We start from the raw sequence: 14,711 nt of genomic DNA on the forward strand, positions 1-14,711 counted from the left end.
CACGGAACGATTCCACGACGATCAGGCCCGCGAGGACCGGATCCACAGGGATCGTGAGAGGGACGGCGACCGAACGGGTCAGCGCTCGATCTTGTCGAGCTTCAGCATCTTCGCCACGACGACGTCGAGGTCCGCGTCGTCGTAGATCCGCTTCCAGTCCTCCTTGATGATCGCCTCGCGACCGTAGTCCATGGCGAGCAGGCAGGCGTCGGAGAACGGGTTCGAACCACGCAGCGCGTTGGTCAGCGCGATGTAGATGTGCCCGTAGAACATCGCCTTGACGGTGTCCTCGTCCATGTCGGTCACCTCGACCGTGTAGTCGAGGACGTCCTTGAGGAACTGCCCGATCATGCACCCGATGGTCTCGTTGAGCGTCGGCTCCAGCACCGCAAGGTCGTGGACCGAGGCCCAGTAGACCTTGATGACCGGGCCGTAGATGACCTCGATGACCTTCTCGGCGATCGGCTTCCAGTGGTCCGACGGCGTGAACATGGCCGCCACGGCGTTCTGCGGCGCCGCGACCCCTCCGAAGGTGTCGGCCCACTCCTCGGGAGTGTGCCGCTCCAGGAAGACCGACGGGTGGGTGGGATGTGCGACCACGTAGGTGAGGCCCTCGCGCATGAACAGCTGGTTCGCGTAGGCCGCGGCTGGGTCGAGCGTCAGCACCACCGACCCGTCCTTCATCAAGGGCACCACTTCGGTCGTCACCGCGTTCAGTGCGACGTCCGGAACCGCGAAGACTACGATGTCCGCGTCCTTGACCGCCTCGTCGTTGGAGACGACATGACGCCCGAGTTCCTCGTTGCGGGCAACGCCGGCGGGGCTCTTCTCCGCGTACTTCACGTCCCAGTCGGTCTTCTGGAGGTTCGCGGAGACGCGCATCCCCATCTTGCCGCCCGCGCCGATCACCGCGAGCTTAAGGTTGTCAGTCATTGTCGATCCTCTCCTTGATGTACTCGATGGCACTCTTCGTCCACCGTTTTTCCGTGTCGACGGTTGTCGTGATGTCTCCCTGCCAACCGAGCCAGTGCTCGACCACCTGGCTGATGCCCCTCTGCACGGGGCGCACCATGGCCGCTTCGAACGCGTAGTCGAGCAGTCCGGTACCCATCGGGGCACCCGCGTAGGTGAATCCCACCCAGCCGTCCTTGCGGGAGAACCCGAAATCCTTGACATGGAGGTTGAGGGTGATCGGCGCGCATCGGCGGATCACGTCGATGGGGTCTTCCAGACGGGCGACCGAGTTGGCCGGGTCAAGCGCGACCCCGATCCTCGGGCTGGCGAGCGCGTGCACCAACCCGACCAGGTCGATCACCGCGAGTTGCTCATAGGTCTCCAGGGCGATGCTCACCCCGCGCGACTCCAGTTCCGAAGCGAGCGAGCCGAGTGCGGCAAGCGCTCTCCCCGTGGGATGCGACCCGGCGTCCGGGATGACCATCGAGCGCAGCATGTGTGCGTCGAGCGCCTCACACAGATCGAGATACGCACGAAGGTGCTCGACCTCAACCCCTCGGGTGCCCAACTCGATCTCGACGCCCAGGTCGGCGGCCTGCCTGCGCAACCCGGCCAGTTCCCGGGCCTCCAGGTGCTCGATGGGCCGGTAGTCGCAGATCTGGAGCACGTTGCACCCGAGTTCGGCGGCCCGATCGAGCATCCCGCCAGGCCCGATGGGTTCGGGATTGCGTTCCGAGCACTCCCAGAAGAGCGCGTAAGTGCTGATGCCGATCCGCGGTGCGACGCTCATGCGATGGCCACCTCGTCCGCCGAGTCGGTGGTCGTGCCCTTTCGCCCGCCGCGCCGGGCGTCCACGCCCCTGAGACTGACCAGGATCAGGCCCGATATCGCCATGACTCCCCCGACGACGAACATCGGCACGATGTACCCGCCGGTCAGATCCTTGAGCCAACCCGTGATGTACCCGGCGGAGAACCCTGCGATGTTGCCCACGGTGTTGATGAGCGCGGTGCCAGCCGCCGCGGCGGCACCGGTCAGGAACTGGGTCGGCAAGGTCCAGAAGTTCGGGAGCACCGCGAAGATCGAGCACGCCGTCAGCGCGACGAAGACCATTGTCACCAAGGGGTTCCCCTGGACGAACAGGGCTGTGGGAATCGACACGGCCCCGACGAAGGCCGGGAGCACGATGTGCCACACCTTGAGTCCGTCCTTCTGGACCTTGCGCGACCACAGATAGAGGACGACCGCGGCGACGACGTAGGGCGCACCGGTGATCAGCCCCTCCTGAGTGGCCGACAGATCACCCAGCTGCTCCCGGAACCCGTTGACGATGGTGGGAAGGAAGAAGCTCAACGCGTACAACCCGTAGATGAAACCGAAGTAGACGAACGACAGCGCCCACACGCGCCCGTTCCGGAAGGTCTCGGCGAGCCCGACCTTGTGCACCGCCTCTGTCTGGGCAGCCTCCCGGGCCAACTCGCTGGTCAACCAGCCCTGCTCCTCGGAGGTCAGCCAGTGGGCCTCACCCGGGTGATCCTTAAGGATGACGAGCGCCAGGATGCCGACGACGATCGCCGGAAGGCCGACGCCGAGGAACATGACCCGCCACCCGTCGAGGCCGAAGAGGCCGTGCAACTGGATCAGCAAACCCGCCAGGGGCGCTCCGATGGCAGTGGTCAGCGGCTGCGCGATGTAGAAGAGCCCGAGGATCTTCGCCCTGTGACGCGCGGGAACCCACATCGACAAGAACAAGATCGCACCAGGGAAGAACCCGGCCTCCATGACGCCCAGGAGGAAACGCAACCAGTACAACTGCACCGCGCTTTGAACCCACGTGAAGAGCACGGCCACGATTCCCCAGGTGACCATGATGCGGGCCAACCACTTGCGGGCCCCGAACTTGTGCAGGGCGAGGTTGGAGGGGATCTCCAAGATGATGTAACCGATGAAGAACACCCCGGATGCGAACCCGAACTGCGCAGCGGACAGCCCCAGATCGTCTCTCAGCCCATGGGGTGCCGCGAACGAGATCGCCGTTCGGTCGAGGAAGTTGATGAAGAACATCAGTGCCACGAAGGGCACAAGGCGGCGCGAGACCTTTCCGATCGCCGATCTCTCAACATCCGATCTCGGCTCCTTGACGCCAGAATCCACGTTGACTCCTCAAAACTGCAGGTGTGATGCCCCGTCTCATCGACGAGCGGGACGGCTGACGGACCTCAATGCCCGACGCGAACCAGTATGGTCACGTTTCCCAGATTGGTCAACCGGTTGACCGATAGTTGCGAGAGCGATCTCTCGAAATCGCGTGTCTGGCTTACTCCGGGGTTTACCTACCCATGACGCGATTCCCGTACAGCGCTACCCCATAGCTCCCTCGCCTTTCACGATGCGTACGCGACAAGCAGGAACGACAATCCCAGGGAACCGGAACCCCCCGACGACGATCTCAGGTACGTCGATCTCATCGCACCCCGGGTTTGTCAACAGGATCTCGCCCGTCCCATCGCGAGCGGCCACAACGCCGTAGGCTCCGGTCGGCAGAAACGCTCCTAACTCGTGGATCGTCCCTCTTCGATGCCCCAGGAACCATTCGATTGCCTCACCACAGGCAGACAAATGGCCATCGGGCTCGCGGATTCCCCTCGGCCCTGAGCTCTCGTACAGGCAGACCTCCGCTACTTCCGACCCAATGAGCTGAGCGAGGCACGCTGCAGTCCAGGCACCCGCGAACGGAGTTCCCTGGCGAGCATCCGTGCTCTCCGACACATACTCCGGCCCGAAGCCAGCGAGATCAGATGGGCCGGGTCCACCCTCGCGAGTCGCGACCGCGTTCAACCTCGGACGCAGGGTGATCGGGCCGATCAACAGGGGACGCCCTTCCACCAGTTCGCGAGCACTTGCGATCACTCCCGGTATCGCGTCGACGACCTCCCGAATATGCCTCTGCTCCTGTACGTGCATCTGGGGGCTCAGAGAGAAGCAATACCCGTCGGCATCAGAGGGAAATCTATGCACGTTCCTGTTGAACTCCGCGAAGTGCCCGCATGTGCCCGCCACGAGTTCCGCTCCAAAACTTCGGTTGAGCCGCACCAGGGATCGCCACACGTCGCTCTCAGTCACCAAAGTCGAGGCGTCGAAAGCCGCCAACCGGGCGATCCGCAAGTCCGTCTGCCCGAAGAAGTCGAGAACGCTTTCGAGCCCGGCCTCGGAGCCAGCCCGCACCCGCAGGTCCAGCGGGATTCCAGCACCTCTCGTCTCCCGGCGCGCTTGCTCCGCGATGCGGCCAAGCGGGTCCCGGTCGGTGACCTCCAACACGAGGGCATCCGGAACCTCACAGCCGAGGTCGGCCGAAGGCGGGGAGTCCAGGAATCGTGTACTCGCTCCTAGATCGAAAGTCGGCAGTCCTCCCCTACCCCCATCCACGGACCTCCAAGAGCGCGGTGAGGCGGCCGATATCCGACGCCCTTCGCTCTGTGGGGCATGCCTCGCACGCGCCACGACAGATTGGGAGATCACCGCATCTTTCCGGAGCATGTACGGGAAGGGCAGACCCAAGGGGCGGTTGTAGACCTTGAAGGAGAAATCGCACCAATTGCGCTGATCTTCCATTTCGAAGGTGTCGCCCGCGAAGTCCACCTCAACGTCCACTCCGTCACGTGTCCATCGCAACCCTTTGATACCTAGACACGGTTGATAGGGCGAGACCTGGACAGGAAGACGAAGCGGGTGCGAATAGCCGTCGACGGTATCCACCGTCAGATCGGATCCCGCCAAGGTTCCCGGCAACAGAGCCACGAGGCCAGCGCGGTTCACCGCCGAATCCCGCAATGCGCGCAGGCGGAGACCAACGGACGCCCCCTGGTTTTCGATCGCAAAGCGGATCTCGGCCGTCAGATCAGCATCGTCACTCGTGAGACGCTCGACGACGGTTACCGACAGACCGTCGTCGGTCCACACCTGATCTTCAGTCTCGACGACACCGCGCAATGTGTACCAATCCGGGTCGCGCACGGCCAGACGCACCCCGTCCAGCACCCGGCTGCCATCGAACTCGATGCCGAACAACTCGCGATCGGCCAGCTTGGCAGACCATGGCCCCCACGCCAAGGGACCGTCGTCCGTCCTTGCACCCGTCGAGGCTCCAGATGCTCCGCCGGAATCAATCGCGCCTTCTTGCCCGATCTGACGTGTCACCCCAACCGAATTCATGTCAGGCAGCTATCTCCTCGAGTTCCATCCCGGGCTCCACTCTGGGGAGGAAGAACGTCGACGCAGCCTGAGCCGCCCCCAACCCGACAGCGATCACGAGCCACGTCGTCTCAAGGCTGACTACCGCGGTCAGACATGCCCAGATCAGGCTACCGAGCATGAACCCACCGACCAGCATGGCGCTCATCCAACCAACCCCGAGTGCTCGCACGCGCGTTGGGTAAACCTCCGCCTGGTAGGTGTAGCCGACCCCCGACCATGTACCGTTCGTCGCCTGGTACAGCAAGAAAATAGCCACCAGCAGCACACTGTCGCTTCCGCTGAGAAGGATCAACAACGCCAACGGAGGAATACACACAGCTGAGCCGATCAGCACGTTCCGACGGCCGTACTTCTCACCGAGCAACCCACCCACGATGTAGAAGAGGACGCCCGCCGCTCCGCCCACGAGCAGCAGCGACGCCACCCGCGCCGACGACCAGCCCTTGACCTCGGTCATCCAGTAGGCCAGATAGATGTTCGTGGCGACGTAGGACATCCCATAGAGCAGCCACGTGACAGACATCGTCACTGCCGTGCGCTTCACACCGCCCTCCTTGTCGAAGAGCTGGTAGAACTTGCCTTTGGCCAGTTCCTCGACATTGACGTTCCGCTCGCCCTGAAGCCGGGTCACCGTTTCCTCGTCGCCGCTCGCTAGGGCCTCTCGTAGCGCCTTCATGTGCAGGAACCTCGGGGACTCCCGAACCTTGCCGCGGGCGACAGCCACCAGGATCAACGGCAATACACCGAACAGGAAGACCGATCTCCACCCAAGGCCGGAGACGAGAAGGTACATGCCCGAGGCCATGAAGACACCGACCGTGTAGCCCGACTGGACGATGGAGTAAAGCATGCCGCGCCGTTTGGCCGGCACTTCTTCGTTCACGAGGGTCACTGAGACGGCCAACTCAGCGTTCGCAAAGCCGGATGCGATCGATCGGACCAGGACCAGCGTCCAGAATCCCTGCACGAAGAAGGTAAGACCGGTGAAGATGCCTGCGATGATGAGGCAGAACATCCAGGCATACTTGCGTCCGCGCCTGTCCATGACGTGCCCCATGTAGAGCGCGATCAAGAACTCGGCGGCATACACGAACATCCCCATCACCCCGAGCATCGAGGAAGAGATGCTCAGATCCGCCGTGATGTCGGCGATCGTGAGGTTGAACAGGTTCGTGTCGTACGCCGCGAGAGCCCAGCCGAAGAGCGCGACGATGATGAGATAGATGATGTAGTGCCGTTCTTGTTTTTCCTCGGAGTTGCCCGAGTCCTGCCCCTCGTCGGCAGCCAGAGCCGCTGCCCGGGAGATTCCTGCCTGCGAATCCACGTTGACCCCTTTCGAGCAATCAGGACACCGCTGCGACCTCGCAGCCCCCATGTCCAAGCACCGTTGCGTGTGTCAGCGTAGAACGATCGTTCAGAGTGGTCAACCGGTTGACCTGTATTTGTGGCGACAGGCTCTCCCCAGTGACTGTGTTCAGTTGAGTTGCTGTCGGTTGTGGCTATGGGACTATCAGGCAGACGCACCGCGCCGAGACGGTTCCGCTTCTTCCCGGGTTTCCGCGAGACTCGCCTCCGTGAACTGGGCGAGCCGCTCAGCTGCCGTCCGCATGTGCTCGGCCATTGCCTTCGCGGCCCCATCCGGATCGGCTGCCCGAATCGCACGCAGCACTGCCGCGTGCTCCTCCTGCGCGGTCTGCATCTCGGTGACCGTCCGCACCTGCCGTTCGATCCACACACGGAGCAGCGCCCTGACCGTGGAGCCGAGGTACGACAGGATCGTGTTGTCGGCAAGTCGGCTGAGTTCGATGTGGAAGCGCTGGTCGGCAGACACGTAGGCGTCGACGTCCCCACTCACGACAGCTGCTGCCTGATCGTCGACCGTCTCACTCAGGGCGGTCAGGTCGGGGGCCGGGTCAAGGCCAGCGACGATGGTCGCGCACTTCACCTCGAGCGCGTCGCGCACGTCGAACAGTTCACCCAGTGAGTCCCGCTCGAGCAGCAACCCCCAGGCGAGCGTCCGGGGCAGCACCTCGGAGGTCGGCGAACGAACGTACGTACCTGATCCGGGGAGCACCTCGACGACACCGAGGATCTCGAGGGTCGCGAGCGCCTCTCGCACAGCGGAACGTCCCACATTGAGTGTCTCCGCGAGCTGGCGCTCCGATGGCAGCCGTTCCCCCACCCCGAGCTGACCCGAGGAGATCGCTGCGAGCACCATCTGTGCGGTCCGGGCCGATGGCGAGTTGCCGACGACAACGGAGCTGACATCCGGCAGCGCACCCTCGGCCTCGTCCCTCCAGGGCGACTCGCCCATGCCACCAATCCTCACGGGTCAATGGTACGAGCGCTTCGTCCGTAGTCGTTCGACCTGCCCCGCCGCGTCGCCACACCGAGGCACGCACGGATTGCCGCAGGTGCGTAAGGTTGGGACGTGGCGTTGATGATGGAGTCCCTGGGACTGGCCCCAACGTATGTCGACTACCAGGTCGGCCTCCGCGCGCAGGAACGCGTCCACAACGAGGTGCAGCGGGGCGCGCGGGACGACACGGTGCTGTTCTGTGAGCACGAGCCGGTCTACACCGCAGGACGCCAGGCACGCCCCGATGAGTACCCCTGGGACGGTACCCCCGTCGTGGAGATACCCCGTGGGGGCAAGGTCACCTGGCACGGCCCGGGTCAACTCGTCGCCTACCCCATCGTCCGGCTGGCGATTCCCCTCAACGCGGTGAAATACGTGCGCGCTCTGGAAGGCATCATCATGGACGTCCTGTCGGACCTCGGCGTCCACTCCACGCGGGTTGAAGGGCGCACCGGTGTCTGGCTGCCCGCCGACGACCGCGGCCCGGAACGAAAGATCGCGGCCATCGGCATCCACATCTCGAAGTGGATCACCATGCACGGCCTGGCGCTCAACTGCAACAACGACCTGCGGCCCTTCGGACGCATCATCCCCTGCGGCATCGAGGACGCGGGCGTGACCTCCATCAGTCAGGAACTCGGGCGCGAGATCACTCCCGCCGATGTGATCGAGCGCCTGCAACTCGGTTTCCGATCGAGCGCAGCACTGCACGAGTTGCTCGCGCAATCCCGGCCCGAGCAACCCCGACCCGAGAAGGTGGCCTGAGATGACGACCGAGACCGGCACCCGCAAGCTCCTCAGGCTGGAGTTGCGCAACGCCTCCGTGCCCATCGAGGAGAAGCCCGAATGGCTGCGCAACACCGCCAGCCTGGGCCCCAACTACCTCCACCTCAAGGACATGGCGCGCTCGCGCGGGCTGCACACGGTGTGTGAGGAGGCCGGATGCCCCAACATCTACGAATGCTGGGAAGACCGCGAGGCATCCTTCCTCATCGGCGGCTCGGTGTGCACGCGCCGTTGCGACTTCTGCGACATCGCAACCGGGCGCCCGATGATGATCGACGTGGCCGAGCCCCGCAAGGTCGCCGAATCGGTGCGCGAGTTGGGCTTGCGATACGCGACGGTCACCGGAGTCGCGCGCGATGACGAGCCGGACGGCGCAGCCTGGCTGTACGCGGAGACGATCCGTGCCATCCACACCATGAGCCCGGGAACCGGCGTCGAGATCTTGATACCGGACTTCCGCGGCGACCGCGATGCGCTCGGCCAGGTCGCTGCCGCACGACCCGAGGTGTTCGCGCACAACCTCGAGACCGTGCCACGCATCTTCAAGAAGATCCGGCCCGCCTTCAGCTACGAGGGCTCACTCGACGTACTCGCCTTCGGCAAGGAACACGGGCTCATCACCAAGTCGAACCTCATCCTGGGTATGGGTGAGACCGACGACGAGGTGTACGAGGCCATGTGCGACCTGGTCGACTCGGGCTGTGACATCCTCACATTGACGCAGTACCTGCGGCCTTCTGCACTGCACCACCCGATCGACAGGTGGGTTCCCCCGAAGAAGTTCATCGAGTACGCGAAGCTGGCGAACGAGCTCGGATTCCTGGGTGTGATGGCCGGGCCGATGGTTCGTTCCTCCTACCGGTCAGGCCGGCTCTGGGCGCGCGTCATGAACAAGCTGGGCAGGTCGATTCCACCCGAGCTCGCCCATATCGCGGACGAGGGCACGGCTCGGCAGGAGGCCAGCCGCCTGCTGTGAGCCGAGGTGCGCCGCGCCGGTCCTCGAGCCTGTCGAAAGGACCACACCCCCGTTTCGACAGGCTCAACGGCCGGTCCTTGAGCCTGGCGGCGGGTCCTTGAGCCTGTCGAAAGGACCACACCCACCGTTTCGACAAGCTCAACGGCCGGTCCTTGAGCCTGTCGGCGGGTCCTTGAGCCTGTCGAAAGGACCACACCCACCGTTTCGACAAGCTCAACGGCCGGTCCTCGAGCCTGTCGGCGGGTCCTTGAGCCTGTCGGCCGGTCCTTGAGCCTGTCGAAAGGACCACACCCACCGTTTCGACAGGCTCAACGCCCGTCTGACCGGAGCGCCCGGCGCCGTTCTCACGCAGAACGCACCGAACACACCGAACGACAGAGGCGGCGGCCCCCATGGGGGCCGCCGCCTCTGTCGTTGTTCTCGGTTGGATCAGGCGCCGACGACGAAGCGAACGAAGCGCTTGATCGTCACGCCGGCATCCTTGGCCAGCTGGCCGACCGACTTCTTGTCATCGGTGATCGACTGCTGCTCGTACAGGCAGGTCTCCTTGTAGAAGGCGTTGACGCGCCCCTCGACGATCCGCGGGATGATCTTCTCGGGCTTGCCCTCCTCCAGAGCGGCCTCGGTGGCGATGCGCTTCTCGCGCTCGATCACCTCGGCGGGCACGTCTGCGGGCGTCACGTAGTCGGGCCGCATCGAAGCGATCTGCAGGGTGACCTGATGGACGAACTCCTCGTCATCCCCCTCGTACTCGACCAGGACGCCGACCTGCGGCGGGAGGTCCTGGCTGCGCCGGTGGAGATAGGTGTGCACCGAACCATCGAAGTGCGCCACGTTGGCGAGTTCGAGCTTCTCGCCGATCGTGGCCTCAAGAGCGCCCACCGCGTCCGCGACGGTGCCCTCGCCGAGCGGAAGCGCCAACGCGGTCGCCGCGTCGGTCGCCCCACCCTGCTCGACAGCGGCCACGACCCGCTCGGCGAGATCGATGAACTCCTGGTTCTTCGCGACGAAGTCGGTCTCGGAGCCGAGTTGGATCAGCGAACTGCCAGTGGCGGCCACGAGGCCGTTGTTGGCGGAACGGTCGCTGCGCTTGGCCACCTTCGCGGCACCCGACACGCGCAGCAGTTCGATCGCGCGCTCGAAGTCGCCCTCGGCCTCGGTCAGCGCCTTCTTGGCGTCCATCATGCCGGCGCCGGTCTGGTCGCGCAGCTTCTTCACATCAGCGGCGGTAATTGCCATGTTCTCCTGGTGTCCTTTTCGCGTTGTGGACGGGCTGTTGTCACTTGGCCTCGGCGGCGTCCGCGGCTGCAGGCTCCGGCTCTGCGGGCTCGTCGGCCTTCGGCTGCTCGGCGGCTGCCTCACCCTCCGCTGCAGGCTCCTCGGTCTTGCCTTCCTCGGCCTTACCCTCCTCGGCCTTGCTCTCCTCGGCCTTACCCTCCTCGGACGTGGCCAGCAGTTCACGCTCCCAATCGGGCATCGGCTCGACCTCGGCCTGATCGCCGGATCCGCCCTGCGAACGGTTCACGAGGCCGTCGGCCACGGCGTCGGCGACGATCCTGGTGAGCAGCGAGACGGAGCGGATCGCGTCGTCGTTGCCCGGGATCGGGTAGTCGACCTCGTCCGGATCGCAGTTGGTGTCGAGGATCGCGACCACCGGAATGTGCAGCTTGCGTGCCTCGTCGATGGCCAGGTGTTCCTTCTTGGTGTCCACGATCCACACGGCCTGCGGAACGCGGGTCATGTCGCGGATGCCGCCGAGGGACTTCTCGAGCTTGTCCTTCTCGCGACGCAGGCCCAGGAGCTCCTTCTTGGTCAGACCGCCGGGAACCACGTTCTCGAGGTCCATCGACTCGAGTTCCTTGAGCCGCGCGATGCGCTTGCTGATGGTGGAGAAGTTCGTGAGCATACCGCCCAGCCAACGCTGGTTGACGAACGGCATGCCGACGCGGGTGGCCTGCTCGGCGATGGCCTCCTGCGCCTGCTTCTTGGTGCCGACGAACAGCACCTGGCCTCCGCGGGCAACGACGCCGCTGACGAAGGTGTACGACTTGTCGATGTAAGTCAGCGACTGACGCAAGTCGATGATGTAGATGCCGTTTCGCTCGTTGAAGATGAACCGCTTCATCTTCGGGTTCCAACGCCGCGTCTGGTGCCCGAAGTGGACGCCGTTCTCAAGCAGCTGACGAGTGGTGACCACGGCCATGGTCATTCCTTTCCGGGGCACCCGCCTGCCGCTAGGCCTGCTGCGGGCGCCCGATCGTGTGGGCACGCAGCCCACTGGGTTCTTCCGGTGACTGGTCGCCACCGCCTGACGTGCCACCGCACCCCGCCCGATCACCGTGTGGTGCCGAGACCTCGGGAGCCCGGTCCGGGGGCTCGCCCCGGTTTGGCACATGCGAAGTCAGCCCGCATATGCGAACTGCGGGAACCATCTTACGCAGTCGAGTTGAAGGGCGCCAACCACGATGCTCCGCGTAGGCCGCGGCCGCACCGAACTTGTCCACAGGGACGACGATTCTGGCGCACGGACCCCGGACTCACCAACAACCTAAGCATGCAACCATCCCGGATTCACCCGGCACCTGCGGCGCCCGATGGAAGACGACGCCGCACCTCGCCTTTCTGTCCTCTCGCCGTCACAAGAGGCGCGGCGATCCTGGGCCTCGTGCTGCTCCTGATCACGTGCATGCTCGGCCTTGTCGGCGCGGGGACGCAACTGTCTGCCGCGTCCCCCACGTCGCGGGTCGTTCCCCTGCCCGGCCCGGTGCTGCGGGACTTCGAGGCCGCCGAGCCCGACTGGTTGCGGGGGCATCGTGGTGTCGACCTCGGCGGCGACGCGGGCGCCCAGGTGATGGCGGCCGCCGACGGCACGGTCGCCTGGGTCGGGACGATCAACGGGGTCTCCATGGTGAGCGTTCAGCACCCCGACGGTATCCGCACCACCTACCAGCCCGTGGATCCCGCAGTCTCGCGGGGCGAGGCCGTCCGTGCGGGTCAGATGCTGGGCACGCTGCTCCCGGGGCATTGCACGACCGGCGCCTGCCTGCACTGGGGCGTGCGCCAGGGCGAGCGTTACCTCGACCCGATGGTCTGGCTCGGCGGCGGTGCAGCAGGCGAGGTGCGGCTGCTGCCCAGATCGGCCGTACCGCGCCAACAGCCACCGGAAGGAGCGATCGAATCGGCTGACGCGGTGACCGCGCTCGCGGGTGGCCTGCCCGTCGCTGGGCCCGTGACGTCCCCGTTCGGGTCACGCGTCAATCCGATCAGCGGCGCGACCGAGTTCCACGACGGCATCGACATCGGAGTCCCGTGCGGGACGCCGGTGGTCGCGTCCGCGCCTGGCGTCGTCCTCGCGGCAGGAACGGCCGGAGGCTTCGGGCTACGGGTGGAGCTGGATCATGGCACGGTCGGCGGCGCACAACGAGGGTCGTCCTACTCGCATCTGTCGAGGATCGACGTGAGCGCCGGCCAGCAGGTGCGGGCCGGCGAGATCGTCGGTCTGGTGGGGACGACGGGGTACTCGACCGGCTGCCACCTTCATTATTCGGTCACCGTCGACGGTTCCACGGTCGATCCCCTGGGCGTGGGCTGAGGCATCGGATGCTCGCGAAAAACCGGGCCCGCGGACGAACCGGGGCGGACGGACGGTCAGGCCCGCGGATGGGCCAGCTGGAACGCCTGGCGCAGGCGTTCCCCGCTGACATGGGTGTAGATCTGCGTGGTCGCGGGCGAGGCGTGCCCGAGCATCTCCTGGACGCTCCGCAGATCGGCGCCTCCCTCCAGCAGATGCGTGGCCATCGCATGGCGCAGGCCGTGCGGCCCGATGTCGGGGGCATCCGGTATGGCGCGCATCGCCTCGTGGACGACACGCCTGGCGACCCTCGGATCGAGGCGTCCTCCACGGTGACCGAGGAACACCGCCTGCCGCGAGGCAGGACCGATCCATTCGGGACGCCGGGCGAGCCACGCGTCCAGGGCACGCAGGGCGGGCACGCCGACGGGCACGGTGCGCTCCTTGTCACCTTTGCCGAGCACACGCAGCACCCCGCGGTCGAGGTCGATGTCGGAAAGGTCGAGCCCGCAGAGTTCCGAGACGCGCAGCCCGGAGCTGTAGAGCACCTCCAGGATCGCGACATTGCGAACGGCGGCCGGGGTGTCGTCCAGTTGCGCCGCGTCCATCACCGCTTTCATGAGCGTCTCGGCATCGTCCCGGGTCAGCGTTCGTGGAAGGCGACGGGGCACTTTGGGCGACTTGAGCGCAGCCGCCGGGTCGTCGACGACGAATCCCCGGGACCGCGCCCAGCGGAAGAACACCCTGCACGCGCCACTGCGCCGCTGCAGCGTGGCCGCCGACAGCCCTGCCGACTGCTCACCTGCGAGCCAACCCCGCAGATCGGCGAGACCGACCTGATCGAGTCTCTCGACGCCGTTGGCGAGCAGATGACGCATGAGATCGTCCACGTCGCCGCGATAGGCGCGCACCGTGTGCTCCGAGCGGTTCTCCTGCCAGGTCAGATGCTCGGCGAACTCGTCCAGCACCTCCTGGAAGCCGGCCGGCAGCTCGCGGGGCGTCGGTTCGTCCACTACGCACCTCCTCGATCCAGCATCCCCCTTCGCGCCCCACGGCTGGCGGAGCCGCACGGGAGGTCGTATAAGTTGGGTTGGTCAGGCCCCGCTACGGGCCGCGCAGACAGCTGGACAGAAGGTGGGCGAGAATGCCAACTCCACGGGAATGGGCCGAACGGGGCACGATACGGCGGATCACTCGATGGGACGAGACCGTCATGCGAACGCCGACCCGGCCCGTCACCGAGTTCGGGGACGACCTGCAGAGTCTGGTCGCCGACATGTTCGCCACGATGGAGGCCGCGGACGGCGTGGGACTGGCGGCCCCACAGATCGGGATCGATCTGGCGATCTTCGTCTACCACTGCCCCGACGCCGACAACCATCTGCGCCACGGAGTGGTGTGCAACCCGGTCGTCACTCTTCCCGAGGGGAAGGACCGGCGCCTGGACGCCACCGAGGAGGGCTGCCTCAGCTGGCCGGGAGCCTATCAGCCCTTGGCACGCCCCGATCATGCGGTCTGCGAGGGCGCCGACGAGCACGGGGAACCGGTACGGATCGAAGCGACGGGGCTGCTGGCCCGGTGCGTCCAGCACGAGACCGACCACCTGCACGGCACGGTGTTCGGCGACCGCCTGTCGAACCGGTCGCGGCGCCTGCTCGACAAGCAGAAGGAGCAACAGGCGCACCTGTACCCGGAGAACTGGCCGGTCAACCCCAAAGGCAAGTCGCTGTAGGAGTCCGCCGGAATCCCGAGGATTCCACGGCACGCCGAATGGGCCTCCCGCCCCCCGGCGGGACGATAGGCTCCCACAC

General features: G+C 65.6%; 13 protein-coding genes. 4 read left to right on the forward strand and 9 right to left on the reverse strand.

Annotated elements, in window-relative coordinates; translation table 11 throughout:
- Window positions 1-78 precede the first annotated feature (78 nt).
- The 6 genes from FB473_RS10415 to FB473_RS10435 form a co-directional block, all read right to left on the reverse strand.
- Window positions 79-933 carry a phosphogluconate dehydrogenase C-terminal domain-containing protein gene (locus tag FB473_RS10415; protein ID WP_243863531.1) on the reverse strand — a complete coding sequence of 285 codons (855 nt, stop codon included), beginning with the start codon at window positions 931-933 and terminating at the stop codon, window positions 79-81.
- The gene (locus FB473_RS18005; RefSeq protein ID WP_243863533.1) at window positions 926-1,744 is read right to left on the reverse strand and encodes a sugar phosphate isomerase/epimerase family protein; all 819 of its coding nucleotides are present in this window, start codon (window positions 1,742-1,744) and stop codon (window positions 926-928) included. The genes FB473_RS10415 and FB473_RS18005 overlap by 8 nt, the downstream gene beginning before the upstream one ends.
- The gene (locus FB473_RS10420; RefSeq protein WP_167169452.1) at window positions 1,741-3,018 is read right to left on the reverse strand and encodes an MFS transporter; all 1,278 of its coding nucleotides are present in this window, start codon (window positions 3,016-3,018) and stop codon (window positions 1,741-1,743) included. The genes FB473_RS18005 and FB473_RS10420 overlap by 4 nt, the downstream gene beginning before the upstream one ends.
- A gap of 297 nt (window positions 3,019-3,315) precedes the next feature.
- Entirely contained in the window at window positions 3,316-5,166 is a 1,851-nt protein-coding gene (locus tag FB473_RS10425) for a D-apionate lactonase family protein (protein WP_167167125.1), read from the reverse strand.
- A gap of 1 nt (window position 5,167) precedes the next feature.
- Window positions 5,168-6,532: an MFS transporter gene (locus tag FB473_RS10430; protein ID WP_167167128.1), complete on the reverse strand. Its 1,365-nt coding sequence runs from the start codon at window positions 6,530-6,532 to the stop codon at window positions 5,168-5,170.
- Window positions 6,533-6,718: 186 nt separating this feature from the next.
- On the reverse strand, window positions 6,719-7,522 hold the full coding sequence (locus FB473_RS10435; protein ID WP_167167131.1) for a FadR/GntR family transcriptional regulator: 804 nt from the start codon (window positions 7,520-7,522) through the stop codon (window positions 6,719-6,721).
- 126 nt (window positions 7,523-7,648) lie between these two features.
- Between FB473_RS10435 and lipB the strand changes: the two genes are divergently transcribed.
- Window positions 7,649-8,332 carry a lipoyl(octanoyl) transferase LipB gene (gene lipB, locus FB473_RS10440; protein ID WP_208390747.1) on the forward strand — a complete coding sequence of 228 codons (684 nt, stop codon included), beginning with the start codon at window positions 7,649-7,651 and terminating at the stop codon, window positions 8,330-8,332.
- Window position 8,333: 1 nt separating this feature from the next.
- Window positions 8,334-9,329 (forward strand): lipoyl synthase, encoded by a 996-nt coding sequence (gene lipA, locus FB473_RS10445; RefSeq protein WP_167167139.1) that lies wholly within the window; start codon window positions 8,334-8,336, stop codon window positions 9,327-9,329.
- 429 nt (window positions 9,330-9,758) lie between these two features.
- Here the strand turns inward: lipA and tsf are convergent, their stop codons facing one another.
- Both tsf and rpsB read right to left on the reverse strand, forming a co-directional pair.
- Window positions 9,759-10,568, reverse strand: a complete 810-nt coding sequence (gene tsf / locus FB473_RS10450; protein ID WP_167167142.1) for a translation elongation factor Ts — start codon at window positions 10,566-10,568, stop codon at window positions 9,759-9,761.
- Between the two features lie 40 nt (window positions 10,569-10,608).
- A complete protein-coding gene (gene rpsB, locus FB473_RS10455; RefSeq protein WP_167167144.1) occupies window positions 10,609-11,532 on the reverse strand; it encodes a 30S ribosomal protein S2 in 924 nt (307 codons plus the stop codon).
- 462 nt (window positions 11,533-11,994) lie between these two features.
- Here rpsB and FB473_RS10460 point away from each other — a divergent pair, with 462 nt between their 5' ends.
- The gene (locus FB473_RS10460) at window positions 11,995-12,921 is read left to right on the forward strand and encodes a peptidoglycan DD-metalloendopeptidase family protein (RefSeq protein ID WP_208390517.1); all 927 of its coding nucleotides are present in this window, start codon (window positions 11,995-11,997) and stop codon (window positions 12,919-12,921) included.
- Between the two features lie 56 nt (window positions 12,922-12,977).
- Here FB473_RS10460 and FB473_RS10465 read toward each other — a convergent pair whose 3' ends face one another.
- Window positions 12,978-13,913: a tyrosine recombinase gene (locus FB473_RS10465; protein WP_167167150.1), complete on the reverse strand. Its 936-nt coding sequence runs from the start codon at window positions 13,911-13,913 to the stop codon at window positions 12,978-12,980.
- A gap of 131 nt (window positions 13,914-14,044) precedes the next feature.
- On the opposite strand from FB473_RS10465, the gene def reads away from it, so the two are divergent.
- Window positions 14,045-14,632, forward strand: a complete 588-nt coding sequence (def, locus tag FB473_RS10470; RefSeq protein ID WP_167167154.1) for a peptide deformylase — start codon at window positions 14,045-14,047, stop codon at window positions 14,630-14,632.
- Window positions 14,633-14,711 lie beyond the last annotated feature (79 nt).

Origin of the sequence: Brooklawnia cerclae, from assembly GCF_011758645.1 — a bacterium.
Taxonomy (GTDB): Bacteria; Actinomycetota; Actinomycetes; order Propionibacteriales; family Propionibacteriaceae; genus Brooklawnia; species Brooklawnia cerclae.

Bases quoted from the DNA above. Each gene is read 5' to 3' on its own strand.
- lipB (WP_208390747.1), top strand. From the start codon at position 7,649: ATGATGGAGTCCCTGGGACTGGCCCCAACGTATGTCGACTACCAGGTC.
- def (WP_167167154.1), top strand. From the start codon at position 14,045: ATGCCAACTCCACGGGAATGGGCCGAACGGGGCACGATACGGCGGATC.
- FB473_RS10420 (WP_167169452.1), bottom strand. From the start codon at position 3,018: ATGTTCTTCATCAACTTCCTCGACCGAACGGCGATCTCGTTCGCGGCA.
- FB473_RS10435 (WP_167167131.1), bottom strand. From the start codon at position 7,522: ATGGGCGAGTCGCCCTGGAGGGACGAGGCCGAGGGTGCGCTGCCGGAT.
- FB473_RS10415 (WP_243863531.1), bottom strand. From the start codon at position 933: ATGACTGACAACCTTAAGCTCGCGGTGATCGGCGCGGGCGGCAAGATG.
- FB473_RS10425 (WP_167167125.1), bottom strand. From the start codon at position 5,166: ATGAATTCGGTTGGGGTGACACGTCAGATCGGGCAAGAAGGCGCGATT.
- FB473_RS18005 (WP_243863533.1), bottom strand. From the start codon at position 1,744: ATGAGCGTCGCACCGCGGATCGGCATCAGCACTTACGCGCTCTTCTGG.
- tsf (WP_167167142.1), bottom strand. From the start codon at position 10,568: ATGGCAATTACCGCCGCTGATGTGAAGAAGCTGCGCGACCAGACCGGC.
- rpsB (WP_167167144.1), bottom strand. From the start codon at position 11,532: ATGGCCGTGGTCACCACTCGTCAGCTGCTTGAGAACGGCGTCCACTTC.
- lipA (WP_167167139.1), top strand. From the start codon at position 8,334: ATGACGACCGAGACCGGCACCCGCAAGCTCCTCAGGCTGGAGTTGCGC.